The following is a 19,484-nucleotide window of genomic DNA, read 5'->3' on the forward strand; positions in this document are numbered from 1 at the left end:
GTGTGGCCATGTTCATCACCGCTTTGAAACTGAAGAACTGGCGGAACTTTCGCCAGGCGGAACTGAAGTTGGCGCGTGTGTCTTATCTCATCGGGCCCAATGCGTCGGGTAAATCGAACATTCTGGATGTCTTTCGTTTCCTGCGCGACGTTTGCAAGCCGGACGGTGGCGGGCTCCAGAAGGCGGTCAAGGATCGGGGGGGTATCACCAAGTTGCGCTGTCTGCACCACCGCCGTGATCCGGAGGTGCGTATCGAGTTGCGCCTCAGCGATACCATCGACGGTGATTCTGAGCGTTGGCGTTATGTTCTTGCCTTCAAGACCGAGGGCAAAGGCGCCCAACGCATCGTCGTGACCAGCGAGCAAGTCTGGCGCGATGATGAGCAGATTCTGGATCGGCCCGGCTCGGACGATAGCCGTGATCCGATGCTGCTGACCGAAACCCATCTCGAGCAAACACTCGCAAACCGCGAGTTTCGGTCATTGGTCGATGTGTTCTCCGATGTGACGTATCTGCATCTCGTGCCGCAGCTGCTGAAATACGGTGAGCATATCGGCGGTCATCGCCTGGAGGACGACCCGTTTGGCCAGGGGTTTCTCGAACGATTGGCCAAGACGCCGAAGAAAACGCGCGACTCGCGACTCAACCGTATTCAGGCGGCGCTGGCGGTTGCAGTACCGCAGTTCAAGGCGCTGCGATTCGAAAACGACGAGATGGGGCATCCGCATCTCGAAGCGCTGTATGAACATCATCGCCCGAATGCGGGCTGGCAAGGCGAAGAGCATTTTTCCGACGGCACGCTCCGGCTGCTCGGTATGCTCTGGTCCCTGCTCGATGGCAACGGTCTGTTGCTTCTGGAAGAGCCGGAGCTTTCGCTCCATCAAGCGGTAGTCGAACAGATTCCTTCATTGATCGACCGCGTTCAGCGTGGCCGTAAGGTGCGACGACAGGTATTGATCAGTACGCATAGCCAGGCGTTGCTCAGCAATCCGGGAATCGATCCGGCGGGTATTGCCATTCTCGAACCGAGCCGTGAAGGGTCGAAGGTTCGCTCAGTGAACCTGTCAGAAGCGGCGGGGTTGGATGCGGGCCTGAGTGCGGCGGATGTCGTTTTGCCGCAAACGCGGCCGAAAGGGGTCGAACAGTTGGGGCTGTGGTAGTGCGCCCCGTCTACACCGCGACGGAAGATATGCTCAGTGCTGCGGTGATCGAAAGATTGGTCGAGGAGGCCGCGGGTGATCTGCAGATTGCGGTTTCGATACCCGGCCAAGGCTATGGTGGATTGCAGCGCAAGCTGCCCGAGTTGATTCGGCTTGCTCATTCGTTGCCGGTCATTCTGCTAACCGACCTGGACCGCGGTACATGTGCGCCATCGCTTATTGCAAGCTGGTGTGGCCGCCAAGCCGTGCCGCCTGCGTTGTTGTTTCGGGTCGCGATTCGTGAGGTCGAAGCGTGGCTGCTGGCTGACGATGAGCGATTTGCAACATTCGCCGGAGTGCCGCGAAATAAGCTCTCGGAAGCCCCGGAGACGTTCGTTGACCCCAAGCAGACGTTGCTGAACCTCGTGTGGAGACACTCGCCTACATCGATAAAAGACGATATTGCGGTCTATCGCGCGGGCGGTCCGCGTCAGGGATTGAGCTATAACGATCGCCTGATCGAGTTCGTGCGAATGTCTTGGCGGCCCGGCGAGGCCGCCCATCGGTCCGATAGTCTCCGTCGCGCGTTTCAGCGAATTCAGGAGCTGGCCGCCGGGGAGACCGCCTGACTTGTTCTACGGCGCCCCCTCTTACTTGACGCGGTAGGCCTCGCTGGCAGTGCACGAAGGGTTCTGCTCACATCACGAGCCAGCTAGCTGGTCACACAAGACGGCGCGCTTCTCACATAAGCTCGGTAGCTCGTTACACAACGCCCTGCGCTCCATACCTAAAACGAGTGGCTACACACAAGGCTCAGCCGCGTCTCACGATTCAGGAATGTCACCGATGATCGCCCAATCGCTAATCATCAACTCCCCCTACGAAACCCCCAGCCGGCACTGGTCACAGGACGCCAACGGCAAGATTGCTCAGATCGCCGAAGGTCGGCGGCCGGCCGCCTACGAGATGTACGACACGCGCAACAACACGCGGCGGGTGGAGTTGCTGGAGACGGTCAATCGTGTTCGCCAACGTGTGGACGAGTGGCGGGCAGCGGGGTGGCCGGGGATCACGATGGTCACGCGCGCCCTGCTGGAGCACTGGGATGCTCGGGGCGAGTGGATTGCCGACGCCCGCCGCTGGCAGGGCGGGCCGCGCCAGTATCCATTCTATTTCTGCCAGTTGGAAGCGATCGAAACGCTGATCTGGTGGCTGGAAGCGCCGCCCGATTATCGTCAGGGCATCTTCCTGCCCGGCGACGGCGGCGCCTGGGAGCGTATCTGCAGCAAGATGGCAACCGGCTCGGGCAAGACGACAGTCATGGGCCTGATTGCGACCTGGCAGACACTCAACGCCCTGCAATATCCCAAGGACTCGCGTTTTTCCCATGCCATCTTTGTGGTCACGCCGGGTCTGACAGTGAAAAGCCGCTTGCAGGTATTGCTCCCGGGTGATGAGAAGAACGTCTACGACGAGTTTTCCATGTGCCCCACCGAGGCGATGCGCCAGCGGCTCAACCAGATGGAGATCCGGGTCGAGAATTGGCACACGCTGATGCCGCTGAAAGAGCCGGCGCGGTCAGTGGTCAAGAAAGGCAAGGAGAGCGATGAGGCATTCACTCGCCGTGTGCTGGGCCGGCTGGCGGGTTTCAAGGATCTGATCGTATTCAACGACGAGGCGCACCACGCCTATCGGCAACGCGCGGAGGTGAAGGTCGGCCGGAAACAAGCCGAAGCACTCGGTATCGATCTGGAAGAAGCGACGCGCTGGATCGAGGGGCTGGACCGGATTCACAAGACGCGGCGTATCCGGCGCTGCTTCGATCTATCGGCGACACCGTTCGCGCCGACGGGAAAGACCAACACCGAAGCCGGGCTTTATGAATGGATCATCTCCGATTTCGGCCTGAACGATGCGATCGAAGCGGGGTTGGTGAAGACGCCGCGGGTGGTGATTCGCGACGATGCACTGGCCAACGCGAAAAGCTACGCGAGCAAGCTCTATCATCTGTATCGCGAAGACGAAGTCCGCGACGACTTGAACCGCAAGGCCGACTCGACCGATCCCTTGCCGAAGCTCGTTAAGAACGCTTATGCGCTGTTGGCTTACGACTGGCGCGAAACCCAGAAGGCCTGGCAGGCCGAAGGGCATACGATTCCGCCAGTCATGCTCACGGTTTGCAACCGGACCGAGACGGCCGCGCGCATCGAGCGATTCTTCAACGAAGGCGACTGCATCATCGAAGGTACGCAGGCGCAGGAATACACGCTGCGTGTCGATTCCAAGGTGCTCGAGAAAGCCGAGCGGGGCGAGAAAGTCACGAAGGACAAGGAATACGCAGCCCGGCTGGAGCAGGTCATCAAGGCCGCCGGTTTGCCTGCCGATAAGCAGAACGAACTGTTGGCGCTCAAGCAGGAAGAGCAGTTGCGGGCGTTGGTCGATACCGTCGGCAAGCGTGGGCGGCCGGGCCAACAGCTGCAGAACGTTGTGTCGGTGGCCATGCTGTCGGAAGGTTGGGACGCGGCGAACGTGACGCACATCATGGGGTTGCGCGCGTTCACCAGCCAGTTGTTGTGCGAGCAGGTCATCGGGCGCGGTTTGCGACGCGTGGCGCACGACATGGATGAGCAGGGGTATTTCCTGCCCGAATTCGTCAATGTCTTCGGCGTGCCGTTATCGATCTTCCAGGAGGTGGGCGAGGGCGGCGAGACGCCGCCGGTGCCGAAGGCGAGCGTACGTATCGAAGTCGAGCCCGACCGTAATGGTTATGAAATTCGCTGGCCCAATGTGGTTCGGATTCAATCGGTGCTCAAGCCGGAGCTGCGGGTCGACTGGCCAGCGGTCGAGCCGTTGGCGCTCGACCCGAATGCCACGCCGATCAACGCCGAAATTGCGCCGTCGTTGACCGGTATTGTCAATCTTGCTCAGGCGTCTGCGATCGACCTGGAGAGTGCCGCACAGGATTTCCGGCTGCAGAACCTCATCTTTCGCGCCACGCGAAAGCTGTATCGCGAGCTCGATAGCGGCTTCGAAGGCGATACACAATACCTGGCGATCCAGCTGATTCGTTTGGTCGAGCAATTCCTGGCCAGCGACAAGCTCACGATTCCGGCGCAGTGGTACGCCGAGCCGGCTCGGCGGCGGTTGTTGATTGGCCTGAATATCGATGCCGTCGTGACGCACGTCAGCCGGTATATTCGCCAGTCGAATACGACGCGCCTCGAGCCGCTGTTCGATGAGCAGTTACCAATCGGTTCGACGAGCGCTATGCGGCCGTGGCTTACGACAAAGCCTTGCGAGCCCACCTCTCGTTCCCAGATTAGCCATGCTGTGCACGACAGCACTTGGGAAAAAGCGGTGGTTGCGGTGTGTGAGACAAGCGATGACGTTGCGGCGTGGGCGAAGAACGACCACCTCGATTTCGTTGTGCGTTATCTCTGGGAAGGCTCCAGCCGCCGGTTCGTCCCCGATTTTCTGATCAAGCTCAGGAACGGCCGAACGTTGGTGCTGGAAGTCAAAGGTCAGGATAGCGATCTCAATCGTGCCAAACGCGCTGCCATGGCCGAGTGGGTTGAAGCGATCAACCTGGCCGGCGGCTTTGGCTCGTGGTGCTTTGATACCGTATTCGATCCTGCTCGGACACGCGATGTCATCGCGTGCCATGCCGAGGCGCGTAGTGTCGCCTTGAGCCCCTGAACCCGAGAAATTGCCGGTTCGGCGGTGAGTCGGCGGGCCGGCTCGTAGTCTCGCGGCCTGCTTGTTCCGCCCTGACTAGATGCAAGGGCTTACAGCGTTGATGCTGAGCCTTCGGCGTCGGCGCGCTTGTTCTGCTTGTGGGCCTCCTCGTTGCTGCCGCGTTGCCAGTAGCTAGAGATATAAAGCTGCTGGCGCATCACGCCGCGATCGCCGCGTAAATGCTCGCGCAGGCGGCGCATGGTCGCGAATTCGCAGGCACACCACACCGACGGCGCGCCGGCCGGCCAGTCGAGCGCGGCCACGGCATCGTACAAGGGTGCGCTGTCGGCCCCGGGGCGCGGGTTGATCACCCACTGGATGGCCACGCCGTCGGGCGCGTCCAGTTGCTGGATGTCGTGTTCGTGCAGTACTTCAATGATGGCGTGCCCGGACATGGCGCGTGGCAGTGTTTCCAGGTTCGCGGAGATCGCCGGCAGGGCGGTCATGTCGCCGATCATCAGCACCCAGTCGGCGGCGGAGTCGACGCGCTTCTTCGGGCCCGGGCCGCCGATGTCGATGGTCTCGCCGGGCTGAACATCCTCGGCCCAGCGCGCGGCGGGGCCGCCGTCGCCATGGCGGACGAAATCGATATCGACCGAATCGTCGCGCTGCGAGCGGATGGTGTAGGTCCGCAGCAGCGGGCGCTCGCTTTGGGCCTGGGGGAAGCGCAGCTTGACGTAGGCGCTTTCCTGGTCGGCCGGGAAATCGGCCATGCCTTCGCCGCCGAGAGTCACGCGCAGCATGTTTGGCGTGATCTCGGTCTTGTCGAGTACGGTGAAGGTTCGGGGTGACGGTCTGCGATTCATGAAGCGCGATCCTGGGCGTGTTCGAGATTGGTGATCATGGCTTCGGCGAGATCCGTGAAACGGGCGAGATCGGTATCCGACAACCCGCCGGCCATGCGCGCGCCGGCACGGGCCTCGACGCTGGCGATGCGGGCCGCGAGTTCGCGCCCGGCATCGGTGAGTTCGAGCTGTTGACTGCGGTTGTCGTCTGGATGCGGTTGGCGTACGACCAGGCCTGCGGTCACAAGGCCCTTGATCAACCGGGCGATGCGGCCCTTGTCCTGGCGCATGCGCTCGGCGATGTGCCGGGCGGTGCCGTGCCGGCTGCGGGCGATGCCCTTGAGTACGCGAATCTCGCCGACGGTGAGATCGATATCGGCCGCGGCATAGCCGTCGCGCATGGCGCGCTTATAGGCATGGAGCAAACGGTGCAGCGTTTCGCCGGTAGGAGAATATTGAGCCATGATGAGTAGTTGAGAATGTCAACTAATACTCCATGTCTTGGTTGACTTTGTCAACTAATCTGATGTTATATCCTGTCGACGCGGCGTCAGCGTCCGGTATCGCCGGGCGTCCGACGAAGGCTCGGCAATCCAGACGGGATCATGGAGGGCGTGATCCGGCGGGCCCCGGTCGATGGATGGCTCGCCGGGCGGCGAAGGGCATCGTGAATCGGTTTCTGTTTTATCGTTATGCGTTACTCGGGCTGGTGCTGTGGTGGGCGGCCGTTGCATCCGCGGCCCCGCCGGCGACGTTGCAGCAGGTGCGCGTACATCACGCCGGCCGGCATACCCGTGTCGTTCTCACGTTTTCCCGGGTGCCATCGTTCCACGATTTTGTGCTCAGTTCGCCGGTGCGCGCCGTCATCGATCTGAAGGCCACGCATCGGGCGCACGCGGCGAGCGCCAACAGCGCGGGCGCGATTCGCAATATCCGCTGGGGGCGCCGCAAGCACGACACGCTTCGCGCGGTGTTCGGCCTGAAACCCGGCACGCATTTCGCGGGTGTCGAGCGCCACGGACACCAGTTGATCGCGCGTTTCGACAACGCCCGCGCGGCGCAGGCCGAGCCGGCGAGCGTGGCGCCCCGGAAAAAGCCGCTGGTCGTCGTGATCGACCCGGGCCACGGCGGCAAGGATCCGGGCACGTCCGGTCCGCACGGATTGCAAGAAAAAACCGTCACGCTGGCGATCGGGCGCATGGTCTATGCCAAGCTGGCCGCCACGCCCGGCATCAAACCGGTGCTCACGCGCCACAGCGATCATTTCGTCACGCTGGCCGATCGTGTCGCCATTGCCCAGCGCAAGCACGCGGACGTATTCGTCTCGATCCATGCCAATGCCTCGCCGGGGCATCCGCATGTCGCTGGCGGCACCTGCTACGAGTTGTCGGAGCACGGCGCGAGCAACGCCGAGGCCGCGCAACTGGCGCGTTTCGAGAACGGTCACGACCGGGAAGTGGCCGGCGTGCGGTTTTCCAGCGACGACATGACGCTGAACACGGTGCTGACACAGATGTTCCAGAGCCAGTCGATCGATGCCGCCGATCGCCTGGCGCAGCGCATCATTCACCAGTTCGGCAAGATCGAGCCGCTCTACCATGGCAAACCGCAGCGGGCGAATTTCGAGGTGCTGCGCGATCCGATGGTGGCGTCGGTGCTGTGCGAGACCGCGTTTCTCACCAATCCGACCCAGGCCCGGAAGCTGCACGGGCATGCGTTTCGGGCGAAGCTGGCCGATGCCATCTACCGCGGCATCGTGGGTTACCTGAAACACAACCCGCCCATGCACCCGTCGACCCAGTCGCCCGAGGTTTATATCGTGCGCAACGGCGATACCCTGTCGGGTCTGGCAAAACGCGCGGGCGTGACGAGCGCATTGCTGATGACGATCAACGACCTGACCAGTCGCGACATCGAGCCGGGTCAGCGGCTGATCGTGCCGGGTCTCCAGACGGCGTCGAAGCCGCACGCGGCGCATTATCGCGTGCAGTCGGGCGACACGCTGTATTCGATCGCGAACGCGCACAACGAGAGCGTGGCGGCTCTGAAGGCCGCGAATTCACTCGATTCCTCGACCCTGCGCGTGGGCCAGGTGCTGCGCGTGCCCGCCGGCGAAAGTCATCAGGAAAGCTGAGCCGTGATCCGATCCGGGCGGCGCGGGCCTCGCCGGTGGTCGGTTTGCGCCCTGTGCGGGGCTTTCGCGATGCCGGCACGGGCTCGTATGAAACGGTAACAGGCCCTAAAATGGCGGATTACGCGCTCGTATCGGTTGCAAGTCCTATGTCCGTCGTCACCCGCTTCGCCCCCAGCCCGACCGGTTATCTGCATATCGGCGGTGCGCGCACGGCGCTGTATTCCTGGCTACACGCGCGCCAGAACAATGGCCGCTTCGTGCTGCGCATCGAGGATACCGATCGCGAACGCTCCACCGACGAAGCCGTGACCGCGATTCTCGATGCCATGGCCTGGCTCGATCTCGAGCACGACGGCGAGATCTACTATCAGACGAAGCGTTTCGATCGCTACGCCGAGGTGATCGCCCAGTTGCTGGCCGAGGGCAAGGCCTATCGCTGCTATGCCAGCGCCGCGGAGGTCGAGGCCATGCGCGAGGCCGCGCGTGAGCGCGGCGACAAGCCCAAATACGACGGCACCTGGCGGCCGATGCCGGGCAAGACGCTGCCGGAGCCGCCGGCGGGTGTCGATCCGGTGATCCGCTTTGCCACGCCGCTGGAGGGCGTGACGGTCATCCCCGATCTGGTGAAGGGCGACATCACCATCGCCAACAGCGAACTCGACGATCTCATCATCGCCCGCGCCGACGGCACGCCGACCTACAACTTCTGCGTGGTGGTGGACGACATGGACATGGGCATCACCCATGTCATTCGCGGCGACGACCACGTCAACAATACGCCGCGCCAGATCAATATCTTCAAGGCACTGGTGGACAGCCAGATCGGCGGCAACAGCGAGCTGCCGCACTACGCGCATGTGCCGATGATTCTCGGCCCGGATGGCAAGCGGCTGTCCAAGCGTCACGGTGCGGTCGGCGTGATGCGCTATCGCGAACAGGGTTTTCTGCCCAGCGCGTTGCTCAATTACCTGGTGCGCCTCGGCTGGGCCCACGGCGATCAGGAGATCTTCACCCGCGAACAGATGATCGAACACTTCGACATCGCCAACGTGCAGGGCGGCGCCTCGATCTTCGACCCCGAGAAGCTGCTGTGGGTGAACCAGGAACACATCAAGGCGGCCGAGCCGGAAGAGCTGATCGACGAGCTGGCCTGGCATCTGGCGCGTCATGGCATCGAGGGCGTTGATCAGGATGATCTGATCGCCATCGCCAGCGTGCAGCAGGGGCGTTGCAAGACGATGACGGAGATGGCCGAGCAGAGCCTGTTTCTGTTCCGCGAGGTTGCCGAATACGAGCCGAAGGCGGTCAAGAAGCACATCAAGACCGCCACGCCCGATCTGCTCGCCCAGGTCCGGGATACGCTCGCGCGCCTTGAAGGCTGGCACGCCGAGGATCTGGCGGCCGCGGTCAAGGGCGTGGCCGAGGGCAATGAAGTCGGTATGGGCAAGGTCGCTCAGCCCATCCGCATCGCGCTCACCGGCGGGCCCGTATCACCGTCGATCGACGACACGCTGGTGCTGCTCGGCCGCGAGGCCACGCTGGCCCGGCTCGATCAGGCGGTCGACGCGTTCCGGGCCCTGAAGGCCGGGTAGCCGGTCCGTTGGCCGGCGGCAGGCGCTGCCGCCGGTTGTGTATCGCCGTCGGGTATGACCCATGTGATCGATAGCGGTTTGCTATTCGATCGCGCAATACCATAACGTTGGTCATATCGATACAATACTTATTCAATTGTAGAGGTCGGCATGGCCACAACCATCGATATCACGGTTCTCGGCGACGACCGCGCCACGCGCATGGCCGAAATGTTTCGCCTGCTGGGCGAGCCGAATCGTCTGTCGTTGGTCTATGCCTGTCTGGAACGCCCGCAGAGCGTCGCCAGTCTGGCCGCGCAAATCGACATCTCGATGTCGCTGGCCAGCCATCATCTGCGACTGTTGCGCTCGGCCCGTCTGCTGGCGGCCGAACGGCGTGGCAAGCAGGTGTTCTATGTGGCCGCCGACGATCATGTTCAGCGCGTGCTGCGCGACATGATCGAACACAGCGATGAATGAGGGCGGGCGATGAGCAGCGCGCATATGCACGATCACGATCACAGTCACGAGCACGCGCATCATGATCACGGGCATGACCACGATCACGAGCATGGCCTCGGCGGACATCACCATCACGGCAGCGGTAAGACGTTGATTTTCTCGCTCTGCTTCACGTTCGCCTTCGCGCTCGTGGAGGTCGCCGGCGGCTGGCTATCCGGTTCGCTGGCTCTGCTGTCCGACGCCGGTCACATGTTCACCGATACGTCATCACTGGCGATCGGTGCCTTCGCGGCCTGGCTGTCGCGGCGACCGGCTTCCAACTCGCATTCCTTCGGCTTGCAGCGGGCCGAAGTGCTGGGGGCGCTGGTCAACGCCGTGATGATGATCGGGGTGGTCGCCGCGATTGCGATTTCCGCCATTCAACGCTTCTTCCAGCCGGAGCCCGTCGCCGGCGGCATGGTCATGATCATCGCCGGCATCGGCCTGCTGGTGAACATCAGCATCGGCTATATCCTGTTGCGCGGCGAACAGACCATGAATGTGCGCGGGGCCTTGCTGCATGTGCTGGGCGACCTGATGGGCTCGGTCGCGGCTTTGGTGGCCGGTTTCGTCATCATGTTCACTGGCTGGACGCCGATCGATCCGTTGTTGTCGATCTTCGTCTGCGTGCTGATCTGTCTTTCGGCGATTCCGCTGCTACGCGAAGTCGTGCGCGTACTCATGGAAGGCGTGCCCAAGGGCGTGGACGCCGCGGGCGTGAGTCGTGCCCTGGCCGACGTGGAAGGCGTGCGATCGGTCCACGACCTGCATATCTGGAGCTTGTCCTCGAGCCAGCGCGCACTCGCCGCCCACGTCGAGATCGCCCGGCTGACGGATTGGAACTCGATTCTGCCGCGGCTGCAGCAGTTGCTGGCCGAGCGTTATTCGATCACCCACACCACGTTGCAGCCGGAAAATCGTAAAACCGCGCGCGAATGTGCTGTGGACACCAATTGCGGCGTGACGACGTAAAGTCACCCGCCGGCGGCCGCTCGGTGCAAAGCCGCGCGGGCGAGTGCCATGCGCGTGTTGCCGGGGAACGATATGCACATTCGTTGCAAGCGTATCTATGATCCGATCGAAGACGATGACGGGTATCGTGTGCTCGTCGACCGTCTCTGGCCGCGCGGTGTGGTCAAACGCGATGCCGCGCTGGACGCCTGGCACAAGTCGCTGGCGCCTTCCAATGCATTGCGTCGCTGGTTCGCGCACTGCCGCCAGCGCTGGCCGGATTTCTGCCGGGCGTACGAGCGGGAACTGGCCGACGACGAACCGGATGCCTTGAATGAATTGCGGCAGCGCGCCGCAACCCAGGGCGTGACATTGCTCTATGCCGCCCGGGACACCCAGTGCAACAACGCCGTTGCCTTGAAGCAGTACCTGGAGAAGACGCGATGAACGAAGCCGAGCGTCTGGCCATGGCCGAACGCATCCGCCGGGCCTGCGTCCAGGCGGCCAGGAATGGTTACGAGGAGGCCGCCATGGCCGGCCTGTGCGCGGAAGGCGCGCTCGAAGCGGCGCTCGGCGCCATCGAGCGTCTGGACCTGGAGACAATCCTGAGCGCGCCCGAGCGGCCCGCTGACGGTCCGCGCTGACCTGTTTCAGTTCGATCCTCACGATCTGCGATCGTTGTCATGCTCGGTGCCTCGATTCCGGCTGATATGTGGCCAGGCCCGGCGAGGGTGATGACGCGTCGCCCATCCACCCGGCCTGTTGCGCGTTGCCCCGCTGAGCGTTTGCCCTCGACCGCAATCAGCCTGAAGTGCTGACCGCATTGTCCGCTTCGGGCGTGCCAGATGCGATACCGTCGATGCGCGCGCGCAGTACGCTCGCCGAGTGCGCCAGGGCAGCGCGTTCGGGGCCGTCGAGCGCCATTTCGATCACCCGTTCGACACCGGCGCGCCCGACCACGCAGGGCACGCTGAGATAGAGGTCGGACACGCCGTAGGCGCCGTCGAGATTCGTGGAGACGGTGAGCACGGCGTGGTCGTCGTTCAGGATGGCCGCGCAGATGCGATCCAGCGATAGCGCGATCGCATAGCTGGTATGGCCTTTCGCCCGGATCACCTCGTAGGCCCCGTCTCGCGTGGCGCGGGCGATGTCTTCGCGTTGCGCGGCGGGCAGCGCCAACGGTGCGCCCGCCACCTGCGCATGGCTCCAGACCACGAGCTCGCTGTCGCCGTGCTCGCCGATGACGTGTGCATGGACGTGCCGGGCATCGACGCCGAGCACTTCGCCCAGCCCCCAGCGCAGGCGGGCGCTGTCGAGTACGGTGCCCGAGCCGATCACCTGACTGTTCGGGCGCTCGGCGTGGCGCGCCGCGATCTGGGCCAGTGTATCGACCGGATTGGTGGCGATCAGCAGCACGGTGTCCGGGCCCATGTGCCGCTCGGCGGCCGCGACGATCGAGGCCATGATTGCCCCGTTGCGCTCGAGCAGCGCCTCGCGCGACTGGCCGGGTTTCTGGGCGGCGCCGGCGGTAATGATCACGATGGCGGCACCGGCGCAGTCGGCGTAGTCACCGGCGCGCACTCGGGCGCCGCCGGCCAGGGCCTGGCCGTGTTGCATATCGAGCGCTTCGCCGCGGGCGCGTTGTTCGTCGATATCGACCAGCACGATATCGGGCGCCCGTTCGCGCAGATACAGCGTATACGCCGTATCGGCGCCCACCGCGCCGGCGCCGATGATGACGATGCGGGGTGTGCGGGAAACGGTCATGGCAATTCGCGGGCTTGTAGCAGTGCCCGCAGAGTAAATCATGGGGCCTGACGGGCGTTGATGCATATCAACCGACGCGGGCTCTTTATTACTCGCGAGTCACCGGTGTCTTGAATGCAGCGCCGTGCGTGTCGGAATACGCTAAATCCTGAAGTGTCGTATCTGTATTTCGTCCCGTTGTGCGGCGACGGTGCGCCCAGCCTGTCTGAGCATCGCCAAAGCGATGCGCCATTGTCATCGAATAGGTGGGCGCATCCCGCCGGCGCCACGTCTCGCCGTGAACCGGCGAAGCCGGCGCCGCGCCGGGTGCTCTTCTCTTGGTTACTTCTCTTGAGCAAGCAAGAGAAGTGACTCGCGCTGCAGCGCGAAACCGGAGGTCGGCGAAGACGGGTGGCTCGAGACTTTTATCAGGACTGGTTCGGCATTTCCGAACCAGTAAGCCGTCCATTCGTCCAGCGCCGTGCCTGAGCCGTCAGAATCCGCGGGCGTCATCGTCCGAAAATCTACGATGAACCACGAAAAAGCCCGGCCGGGGCCGGGCTTCGTGCGTGATCGCCCGCTGACGGATCAGGCGGTCTTGCTCTGATAGTAGTCCATCAGAATTTCGGCCACCTCCGGCCGCGAGAATTCCGGCGGCGGGGCGATGCCCTGACCGAGCATCTCGCGCACCTTGGTGCCCGACAGGATCACGAAGTCTTCCTTGCTGTGATCCGGGGCGTCGGACATCATCACGACGCGGCCGAGCTTCTTCGAGAAGGCGGTGTGATCGGCCTTGAAGATCTCGATCTCCAGCGCGTCGTCCGGCACTTTCTCGTCGAAGATGGCCTGGGCGTCGAAGGCGCCGTAGAAGTCGCCCACGCCGGCGTGGTCGCGGCCGACGATGAGGTACGAGCAGCCGGCGTTCTGGCGGAACACGGCATGCAGCACGGCCTCGCGCGGCCCGGCATACATCATGTCGAAGCCATAACCAGTGATCATCACCGAGTTTTCCGGGAAATAATGCTCGACCATCTTGCGGATGGCGGCATCGCGCACGCGCGCCGGCACATCGCCGGGCTTGAGCTTGCCGAGCAGCATGTGCACCAGCACGCCGTCGGCGCCGGTGGCCTCCAGCGCCATCTTGCACAGTTCTTCGTGCGCGCGGTGCATTGGGTTGCGGGTCTGGAAGGCCACGACCTTGTCCCAGCCGCGCTCAGCGAACTCGTCGCGGATCGAGGGTGCGGTGCGGAAGGTGTCCGGGAAGTCGTGCTCGAAGTAGGAGAAGTTCAGCACCTGGATCGGGCCATGCACGATATACCGGCCCAGGCCCTTGAACGTGGCCACGCCGGGATGCGCGTCGTCGTCGGTGCCGAAGATGTGCGTGACCATCTCGGTCATCTCGTCTTCCGAGATTGCCTCGATGCCTTCGACATCCTGCACCGCGATCGCCGGGTTGCCTTCGACGTTCGGGTCGTTCAGCGCGATGCGCGCCGCCCCCCGGATCGGTTCCGGGTCGGCCACGATATTCACGATCGGGATCGGCCAGAACAGGCCGCTGGTGGTGCGCATATCGCGCGCGACCGACAGCGCGTCGGCCTTGTTCATATAGCCGGTCAGCGGATTGAAGTAACCCGCGCCCAGCATCACCGCATTGGCGGCGGCCGCCGAACTCACCGTGATCTGCGGCAGCTCATGCGCTTCCTGGACGAGCTGGCTGCGCGCTGTCTCGTTGGCCACGAACAGCGGATTGAGCGTTTCCGAACCGTGGGGTTTGATCATGAGCATTCCGCGTGGGTGCCTCGCGGCCGAAGACCGATCGCCCGCGCCGGCTCTTTATGCCGGTGCGTTATGGCCGCGATTCGTGTTAAAGCGAAGGAGTCTAACGATGTGCCGAAAGGCACGGCAACCCGAAAGTCGGGTCTAACGTCATGCCGAAAGGTTTGGAGGCGCGCTGGATGGCGCCGGGCTACGAGTCTTTCTTGCGCCCGCTGGTGTCGTTTTCGCAGTTGGCGGCCTGGCATTCGCCGTAGAGCACGAGCGTGTGCTTGGACAGGTCGAAGCCGGATTTCTGCGCAAGATCGCGCTGGCGCTGCTGCATTTCGTCGTCGAAGAATTCCTCGATCTTGCCGCACTTCACGCAGATCAGATGATCGTGCGGGCCCTGCTCCAGCTCGAACAGGGCATGGCCATCCTCGAAATGATGACGGATGACGAGCCCCGCGTCCTCGAACTGGGACAGCACGCGGTAGATCGTGGCCAGGCCGATGTCTTCCTCGTTGTCGAGCAGCTTGCGGTAGACGTCCTCGGCCGATAGATGATCCTGTCGGTTCTGTTGCAGAACCTCCAGAATTTTCAGGCGCGGCAGCGTAGCCTTGAGGCCCGCCTTGCGCAGATCGCTGGTTTCCATACTCGACACCTCGAAAACGCTCACGTGACGTGGCGCAGGGCCGCGCCGGCGGCTGACGATTCAGCGGCGCGGGTGGCTGTCAGCGCCGATCGTAGCTCAACGCCTCGCCGATACAGCCTTGGCTAAGTTTACCGTCATGATACGCGGCTTGACCAGATACGAAAGTCGCCATGACCCGGGCATCGAAGGTGTGCCCGTTGAAAGGCGTCCAGCCGCACTTGGCCAGCACGGGTTCGTCGTCGACCACGGTGCGCGCGCTCGGGTCGACCAGGACCACGTCGGCCCAGTAGCCCTCGCGCAGATAGCCGCGTTCGGCGATATCGAATCGCTCCGCCACGTTATGGGCCATCTTCTGGACCAGTTGCTCCATGCTGAAATGACCGGCCGAGACCTGGTCCACCAGCGAGATCAGCGCATGCTGAACCAGCGGCAGCCCGGCCGGGGCCGAGAAATAGGGCTTGTCCTTGTCGGCGCGCACATGCGGCGCATGATCCGTAGCCAGGATATCGATGGTGTCGTTGGCGACGGCTTTCAACAGGGCGGCGCGGTCTTCGGCGCTCTTGATCGCCGGGTTGCACTTGATCAGCGTGCCCAGGCGCTCGTAGTCGTCCTGGGTGAAGAACAGGTGATGCACGCAGGCCTCGGCCGTGATCTGTTTCCCCGTCATCGGGCCGGGCGTGAACAGGTCCAGTTCCTCGGCCGTGGTGATGTGCAGGATATGCAGCCGGGCGTCGTGCCGCGTGGCCAGGTCGATGGCTTTTTTCGACGAGGCCATGCAGGCGGCCCTGGAGCGGATCACCGGGTGCTGGCTCATCGGTACGTCCTCGCCGAAGCGCGCGCGGGCTTTTTCCGCGTTCGCCTCGATCATGGGCGTGTCCTCGCAGTGCGTGAGGATGGTCAGCGGCGAGTGTTCGAAGATTGCCTCCAGCGCGGCCTCGTCGTCGACCAGCATCTTGCCGGTGGAGGCCCCCATGAAGATCTTGATGCCCGCCGCGCGGCTCACGTCGACCGACTTGATCGCCTCGATGTTGTCGTTGGTCGCGCCGAGATAGAAGCCGTAGTTGGCCGCGCAGCGGCCCCGGGCCATTTCCAGCTTGGCCAGCAGGGCTTCGTTGTCGATGGTCGGCGGCTGGACGTTCGGCATGTCCATGAAACTGGTGATGCCGCCGGCGACCGCCGCGCGCGACTCGCTGGCCAGGTCGGCCTTTTCGGTCAGGCCGGGCTCGCGGAAATGCACCTGGTCGTCGATCATGCCGGGCAGCAGATAGCAGCCCGCGCCGTCGATCACCCGGGCATTCGGCGGCGCGGCGATCTCGCCGTCGATGCGCGCGATGCGACCGTCGGAGATCAGCAGGTCGGCGATGAAGCGTTCGCCCTCGTTAACGAGGGTCGCGTTGGTGATCAGGGTGTCGGTCATGGTCGCACCGTTGCGATGAGTCGGTTGAGCGTATCAGGCGCGGGCGGCATGGCTGCGCGTCGCGATCGCGCCCTTGCCCACGCCTTCGTAGGCGCGCACCGCCACCAGGTGGCCGGGATGGCGTGCCGCGAGCTCGCCGGCGATATGGTCGGCGATGTTTTCCACGGTGGGCGGCCCGTCCAGCAGCACGCAGCGCGCGGCCGCGATGTCCAGCGCGAATTCGCCCTGCGGCGCGCTATAGCCGAAGCCCAGGCGTTCCGCATCGGCCGGCGTGGTCAGGTCGGCCCGATGGCCGATGAACACGCCCTGCCAGGCTTTGGCCCAGGCCTGGGCGATGTCGGCGCGGGCCACGCCGTCGATGGTCACCGCCAGCCGGCAGCGATGGCCGTGCGCCAGTCGCTGGCAGTTGCCATCGTGGGCCGCCAGGCCGTGCGTGTAGTCGTAGGCCGCGTCGCTAATGGATTCGGCGCGCAGGTCGATCTTCAGCGCTTCGACGTTGGCGGGCAGTTTCGGGCCGACGCGTTCCTCCAGCCAGCGGGCCAGCGCCCGGGGCTCGATCGCGGCCGTGTCGAACACAGTGGTCGCGCTCGCCGGCCCGGCATAGCGGTAACGATCACCCGAGGTGGTGGTGAAATCGATGCGATAGCCGTCGATCGTGGCGCCCGGTGCGCGCGCGGGCACCAGCAGACGATGATCGACCAGGGCATCGATCTCGGCCTTGAGCAGCCGCTTGGCCGGGCCGAAGTCGAACAGCATGCCGTCTTCGCCGCGCCGACCGGTGAGCGTGGCATCGACCAGCCAGGTGGCACCGCGCAGACCGGCCTCGGCGTCGAGCACGCCGCAGTCGATATGCGTGACGTGTTCGACGAACAGTTGCAACGAGTGATCGTTCGGGTTCACGACACCTCGGGCAGGGCAATGCCGCGCTCGGGCAGCATGATCGGGATGCCGTCGTCGATACGATAACCGGTGGCGCGGTCGCGGGTGACCAGCAGCGCGGCGACGCGTTCATTTACCGCGCTGCCGTCGGCGTATGCCGCCGAGCCGTTGTCGATGGCGGCATTGAGCGCGTCGATTTCGGCCGATTCCGCCAGCGACAGCGACAGTCCCGTCACCGGGCACACCAGAATTTCGAGCAGTTGCTTGTCCATGGGCAGGGCCGGCGTGGCTAGACTTGTGCCTAGTCTAGGGCCTGTTGCCGTTTCACGCGACACCGGGCCGGCCTCGGTGTCTGACTACATGCTGAGCTTGAGGCCGATCACGGCGACCACCAGCCCGGCGACCCATGCCAGCCGCGCCGGACGCGCCGATTCACCCCAGAACACGATACCGATGAGCGTGCTGCCGAGCGCGCCGAGGCCGGTGAATACGCCGTAGGCCACCGCCATCGGCAGATCGTTCATCGCAATATGCAGACACGCCAGCCCGCAGGAAAAAGCCACCCCGGCGATGAGCCCGCCCGAGACGCGGCGCCCATGACTCATGCGGGCGAAACCGACCACGCCCACGATCTCGCAGGCGCCGGCGACCATAAGCCAGAGCCAGGCCATGTCATGCCTCCGGCCGGCGGCCGCCGGTCTTTTTCAGCCCGACGATGCAGACCAGCAACAACACCAGGAAGCCGTAAGTCGCCGGATGCAGCGGCGTATCAAACACCACGGCTTCCAGGATCACCGTGCCGACGGCGCCAAGGCCGACGAATAACACATACACGGTCGTCGCCGGCAGATCGCGCGTCGCGCCCAGCGCCAGTGCCACGCTGGCCACGGCGCAAATGACCGTGGCCGCCCATGCCAGGGGCGATGCGGCGAGCTTCAGGCCGGCAACCCAGCCGATTTCGGTGCCGGCGCCCAGCGCCAGCCAGAACCAGGCTCTCATGATTCACTCCGCTAACGAACGGTCGGTAGTCTATCAGTTCATGAGTCGCCGCGACCCGTGTTCCGAGTGGCATCCGGCCGGACCGGTAAACAGCGGTTGGCATGCCATATGCCTTGCGTAATCGCGCCATCCGGGGCCAGGGCTTGAACGCCGAATGACCGCGCGCCGCGCCTCGGCCGACAGGATTTCGGGCCGCTCATAAAACCAGTCAGGGCGCCGATACGGCGTGGCGCGTCTTGTCTCGACGGACTTGCGGGCTCCGGCGTGGCACGTGTACGAAACGGCCACAGGCCCTAGAATGAGGCGATTGATGGTTATTCATTCTGTTACAGCGTGCGGTGGTCGCGGCGTCGCATGACATCCAAAACCCGCAAGGCCCTGCCATGAGCACTTCGCCCGCCTCCCGAGCTACTGTTGATCGTGTCCACGACATTGCATTGTCGTTGTTCGCCCGCCACGGCTACGACGGCATGAGCCTGTCGCAGCTCGCCAGCGAAGTCGGGATCCAGAAGCCGTCGCTGTACAACCACATCGAGAGTAAGCAGGCATTGTTCATGGCGCTGGTCGAGCGGGTGGAGACGGCGCTGTTCGCGGCGCTCGACCATAGCCTGACCCGGCATGCCGGCGCCGACGTGCATACGCGGTTGTTCGAACTGGTGTGTGATCTGTCGCGCTTCATCCTGGTCGAGGCGCAGGGCGTGTTCTACAAGCGCTACCTGCTGTTTCCGCCCGAGCCGCTGGCTGCCGAAGTGCGGGCCGTGACCGGGCGGGGCGAGGCGCGTATCAACGCCGCGCTGCACGATATCTATGCTCAGGGCGTGCGCGACGGCGTGTGGCCGGATCTCAGCGAGCGGGGCTTCCTCGATGCCTTCTACTGCCTGATGGACGGCCTGTTCAGCGAACGCTTCATGTACTCCGTGGATGAGTACGACCGCCGCGTCGCCTCGATCTGGCCGATCTTCTGGGCCGGACTGACCGCGCACCAGGACTGAATCGCCGGGCGCTATCCCCAGGGGCGATCCCCCGACCTGCCGCAATAGGGGTCGGCGGGGCGCGCAATATCGATTTACGTACGATACGTTATAATATAACATATCGAATTCAATTCATTTCCGGGGAGTGTCATGGGCGAGCGCCGCACTGCATTGATGGGGTCGATGCGGGTTATAAATGCAATGTTATTGCCTTTTATTTCCATGGGCGCGTTCGCGGCCACGGCG

The 19,484-nt window shown here is 63.8% G+C and carries 20 protein-coding genes; 10 read left to right on the plus strand and 10 right to left on the minus strand.

Annotation, left to right across the window (positions count from 1 at the left end):
* The first annotated feature begins 8 nt into the window (after nucleotides 1-8).
* From ACS8YF_RS14215 to ACS8YF_RS14225, 3 genes are all read left to right on the plus strand, one after another.
* On the plus strand, nucleotides 9-1,160 hold the full coding sequence (locus tag ACS8YF_RS14215) for an AAA family ATPase (protein WP_440850829.1): 1,152 nt from the start codon (nucleotides 9-11) through the stop codon (nucleotides 1,158-1,160).
* On the plus strand, nucleotides 1,160-1,768 hold the full coding sequence (locus tag ACS8YF_RS14220; RefSeq protein WP_440850803.1) for a hypothetical protein: 609 nt from the start codon (nucleotides 1,160-1,162) through the stop codon (nucleotides 1,766-1,768). Before ACS8YF_RS14215 ends, ACS8YF_RS14220 begins: the two co-directional genes overlap by 1 nt.
* A 217-nt stretch (nucleotides 1,769-1,985) precedes the next feature.
* Nucleotides 1,986-4,835 (plus strand): BPTD_3080 family restriction endonuclease, encoded by a 2,850-nt coding sequence (locus ACS8YF_RS14225; protein ID WP_440850804.1) that lies wholly within the window; start codon nucleotides 1,986-1,988, stop codon nucleotides 4,833-4,835.
* Between the two features lie 89 nt (nucleotides 4,836-4,924).
* Here the strand turns inward: ACS8YF_RS14225 and ACS8YF_RS14230 are convergent, their stop codons facing one another.
* Both ACS8YF_RS14230 and ACS8YF_RS14235 read right to left on the minus strand, forming a co-directional pair.
* A complete protein-coding gene (locus ACS8YF_RS14230) occupies nucleotides 4,925-5,680 on the minus strand; it encodes a siderophore-interacting protein (protein ID WP_440850805.1) in 756 nt (251 codons plus the stop codon).
* Complete coding sequence (locus ACS8YF_RS14235) at nucleotides 5,677-6,123, minus strand: MarR family winged helix-turn-helix transcriptional regulator (RefSeq protein WP_440850806.1); 447 nt, start codon at nucleotides 6,121-6,123, stop codon at nucleotides 5,677-5,679. Before ACS8YF_RS14235 ends, ACS8YF_RS14230 begins: the two co-directional genes overlap by 4 nt.
* 203 nt (nucleotides 6,124-6,326) lie before the next feature.
* Between ACS8YF_RS14235 and ACS8YF_RS14240 the strand changes: the two genes are divergently transcribed.
* From ACS8YF_RS14240 to ACS8YF_RS14265, 6 genes are all read left to right on the plus strand, one after another.
* The gene (locus tag ACS8YF_RS14240; protein WP_440850807.1) at nucleotides 6,327-7,793 is read left to right on the plus strand and encodes an N-acetylmuramoyl-L-alanine amidase; all 1,467 of its coding nucleotides are present in this window, start codon (nucleotides 6,327-6,329) and stop codon (nucleotides 7,791-7,793) included.
* A 146-nt stretch (nucleotides 7,794-7,939) separates the two neighbouring features.
* Entirely contained in the window at nucleotides 7,940-9,385 is a 1,446-nt protein-coding gene (gene gltX / locus ACS8YF_RS14245) for a glutamate--tRNA ligase (RefSeq protein ID WP_440850808.1), read from the plus strand.
* Between the two features lie 150 nt (nucleotides 9,386-9,535).
* Nucleotides 9,536-9,844 carry an ArsR/SmtB family transcription factor gene (locus tag ACS8YF_RS14250; RefSeq protein ID WP_440850809.1) on the plus strand — a complete coding sequence of 103 codons (309 nt, stop codon included), beginning with the start codon at nucleotides 9,536-9,538 and terminating at the stop codon, nucleotides 9,842-9,844.
* A gap of 9 nt (nucleotides 9,845-9,853) precedes the next feature.
* On the plus strand, nucleotides 9,854-10,837 hold the full coding sequence (locus tag ACS8YF_RS14255; RefSeq protein ID WP_440850810.1) for a cation diffusion facilitator family transporter: 984 nt from the start codon (nucleotides 9,854-9,856) through the stop codon (nucleotides 10,835-10,837).
* A 72-nt stretch (nucleotides 10,838-10,909) separates the two neighbouring features.
* Nucleotides 10,910-11,263 carry a DUF488 domain-containing protein gene (locus ACS8YF_RS14260; RefSeq protein ID WP_440850811.1) on the plus strand — a complete coding sequence of 118 codons (354 nt, stop codon included), beginning with the start codon at nucleotides 10,910-10,912 and terminating at the stop codon, nucleotides 11,261-11,263.
* A complete protein-coding gene (locus ACS8YF_RS14265) occupies nucleotides 11,260-11,460 on the plus strand; it encodes an acetyltransferase (protein WP_440850812.1) in 201 nt (66 codons plus the stop codon). The genes ACS8YF_RS14260 and ACS8YF_RS14265 overlap by 4 nt, the downstream gene beginning before the upstream one ends.
* Nucleotides 11,461-11,617: 157 nt before the next feature.
* On the opposite strand, the gene ACS8YF_RS14270 is transcribed toward ACS8YF_RS14265, so the two are convergent.
* The 8 genes from ACS8YF_RS14270 to ACS8YF_RS14305 all read right to left on the minus strand — a co-directional run bounded on the left by ACS8YF_RS14270 (nucleotide 11,618) and on the right by ACS8YF_RS14305 (nucleotide 18,264).
* A complete protein-coding gene (locus ACS8YF_RS14270) occupies nucleotides 11,618-12,583 on the minus strand; it encodes an L-lactate dehydrogenase (RefSeq protein ID WP_440850813.1) in 966 nt (321 codons plus the stop codon).
* Nucleotides 12,584-13,150: 567 nt separating this feature from the next.
* The gene (gene sat, locus ACS8YF_RS14275) at nucleotides 13,151-14,341 is read right to left on the minus strand and encodes a sulfate adenylyltransferase (protein WP_440850814.1); all 1,191 of its coding nucleotides are present in this window, start codon (nucleotides 14,339-14,341) and stop codon (nucleotides 13,151-13,153) included.
* 187 nt (nucleotides 14,342-14,528) lie between these two features.
* The gene (fur, locus tag ACS8YF_RS14280) at nucleotides 14,529-14,969 is read right to left on the minus strand and encodes a ferric iron uptake transcriptional regulator (RefSeq protein ID WP_109993310.1); all 441 of its coding nucleotides are present in this window, start codon (nucleotides 14,967-14,969) and stop codon (nucleotides 14,529-14,531) included.
* 79 nt (nucleotides 14,970-15,048) lie between these two features.
* The gene (locus ACS8YF_RS14285; RefSeq protein WP_440850815.1) at nucleotides 15,049-16,386 is read right to left on the minus strand and encodes a dihydroorotase; all 1,338 of its coding nucleotides are present in this window, start codon (nucleotides 16,384-16,386) and stop codon (nucleotides 15,049-15,051) included.
* 33 nt (nucleotides 16,387-16,419) lie between these two features.
* Complete coding sequence (locus ACS8YF_RS14290) at nucleotides 16,420-17,286, minus strand: 6-carboxytetrahydropterin synthase (RefSeq protein WP_440850816.1); 867 nt, start codon at nucleotides 17,284-17,286, stop codon at nucleotides 16,420-16,422.
* Nucleotides 17,283-17,537 (minus strand): Trm112 family protein, encoded by a 255-nt coding sequence (locus tag ACS8YF_RS14295; RefSeq protein WP_440850817.1) that lies wholly within the window; start codon nucleotides 17,535-17,537, stop codon nucleotides 17,283-17,285. Before ACS8YF_RS14295 ends, ACS8YF_RS14290 begins: the two co-directional genes overlap by 4 nt.
* 84 nt (nucleotides 17,538-17,621) lie before the next feature.
* Nucleotides 17,622-17,936: a DMT family transporter gene (locus tag ACS8YF_RS14300; protein WP_440850818.1), complete on the minus strand. Its 315-nt coding sequence runs from the start codon at nucleotides 17,934-17,936 to the stop codon at nucleotides 17,622-17,624.
* Between the two features lies 1 nt (nucleotide 17,937).
* On the minus strand, nucleotides 17,938-18,264 hold the full coding sequence (locus tag ACS8YF_RS14305) for a DMT family transporter (protein WP_440850819.1): 327 nt from the start codon (nucleotides 18,262-18,264) through the stop codon (nucleotides 17,938-17,940).
* Between the two features lie 383 nt (nucleotides 18,265-18,647).
* Between ACS8YF_RS14305 and ACS8YF_RS14310 the strand changes: the two genes are divergently transcribed.
* A complete protein-coding gene (locus ACS8YF_RS14310; protein ID WP_440850820.1) occupies nucleotides 18,648-19,256 on the plus strand; it encodes a TetR/AcrR family transcriptional regulator in 609 nt (202 codons plus the stop codon).
* Nucleotides 19,257-19,484 lie beyond the last annotated feature (228 nt).

The organism is Salinisphaera sp. SWV1 (assembly GCF_052044155.1).
Lineage (GTDB): Bacteria > Pseudomonadota > Gammaproteobacteria > Nevskiales > Salinisphaeraceae > Salinisphaera.

Bases quoted from the DNA above. Each gene is read 5' to 3' on its own strand.
- ACS8YF_RS14270 (WP_440850813.1), bottom strand. From the start codon at position 12,583: ATGACCGTTTCCCGCACACCCCGCATCGTCATCATCGGCGCCGGCGCG.
- ACS8YF_RS14295 (WP_440850817.1), bottom strand. From the start codon at position 17,537: ATGGACAAGCAACTGCTCGAAATTCTGGTGTGCCCGGTGACGGGACTG.
- ACS8YF_RS14285 (WP_440850815.1), bottom strand. From the start codon at position 16,386: ATGACCGACACCCTGATCACCAACGCGACCCTCGTTAACGAGGGCGAA.
- ACS8YF_RS14300 (WP_440850818.1), bottom strand. From the start codon at position 17,936: ATGGCCTGGCTCTGGCTTATGGTCGCCGGCGCCTGCGAGATCGTGGGC.
- ACS8YF_RS14235 (WP_440850806.1), bottom strand. From the start codon at position 6,123: ATGGCTCAATATTCTCCTACCGGCGAAACGCTGCACCGTTTGCTCCAT.
- ACS8YF_RS14305 (WP_440850819.1), bottom strand. From the start codon at position 18,264: ATGAGAGCCTGGTTCTGGCTGGCGCTGGGCGCCGGCACCGAAATCGGC.
- ACS8YF_RS14265 (WP_440850812.1), top strand. From the start codon at position 11,260: ATGAACGAAGCCGAGCGTCTGGCCATGGCCGAACGCATCCGCCGGGCC.
- ACS8YF_RS14255 (WP_440850810.1), top strand. From the start codon at position 9,854: ATGAGCAGCGCGCATATGCACGATCACGATCACAGTCACGAGCACGCG.
- sat (WP_440850814.1), bottom strand. From the start codon at position 14,341: ATGATCAAACCCCACGGTTCGGAAACGCTCAATCCGCTGTTCGTGGCC.
- fur (WP_109993310.1), bottom strand. From the start codon at position 14,969: ATGGAAACCAGCGATCTGCGCAAGGCGGGCCTCAAGGCTACGCTGCCG.
- ACS8YF_RS14215 (WP_440850829.1), top strand. From the start codon at position 9: ATGTTCATCACCGCTTTGAAACTGAAGAACTGGCGGAACTTTCGCCAG.
- ACS8YF_RS14230 (WP_440850805.1), bottom strand. From the start codon at position 5,680: ATGAATCGCAGACCGTCACCCCGAACCTTCACCGTACTCGACAAGACC.
- ACS8YF_RS14310 (WP_440850820.1), top strand. From the start codon at position 18,648: ATGAGCACTTCGCCCGCCTCCCGAGCTACTGTTGATCGTGTCCACGAC.
- gltX (WP_440850808.1), top strand. From the start codon at position 7,940: ATGTCCGTCGTCACCCGCTTCGCCCCCAGCCCGACCGGTTATCTGCAT.
- ACS8YF_RS14225 (WP_440850804.1), top strand. From the start codon at position 1,986: ATGATCGCCCAATCGCTAATCATCAACTCCCCCTACGAAACCCCCAGC.
- ACS8YF_RS14250 (WP_440850809.1), top strand. From the start codon at position 9,536: ATGGCCACAACCATCGATATCACGGTTCTCGGCGACGACCGCGCCACG.
- ACS8YF_RS14260 (WP_440850811.1), top strand. From the start codon at position 10,910: ATGCACATTCGTTGCAAGCGTATCTATGATCCGATCGAAGACGATGAC.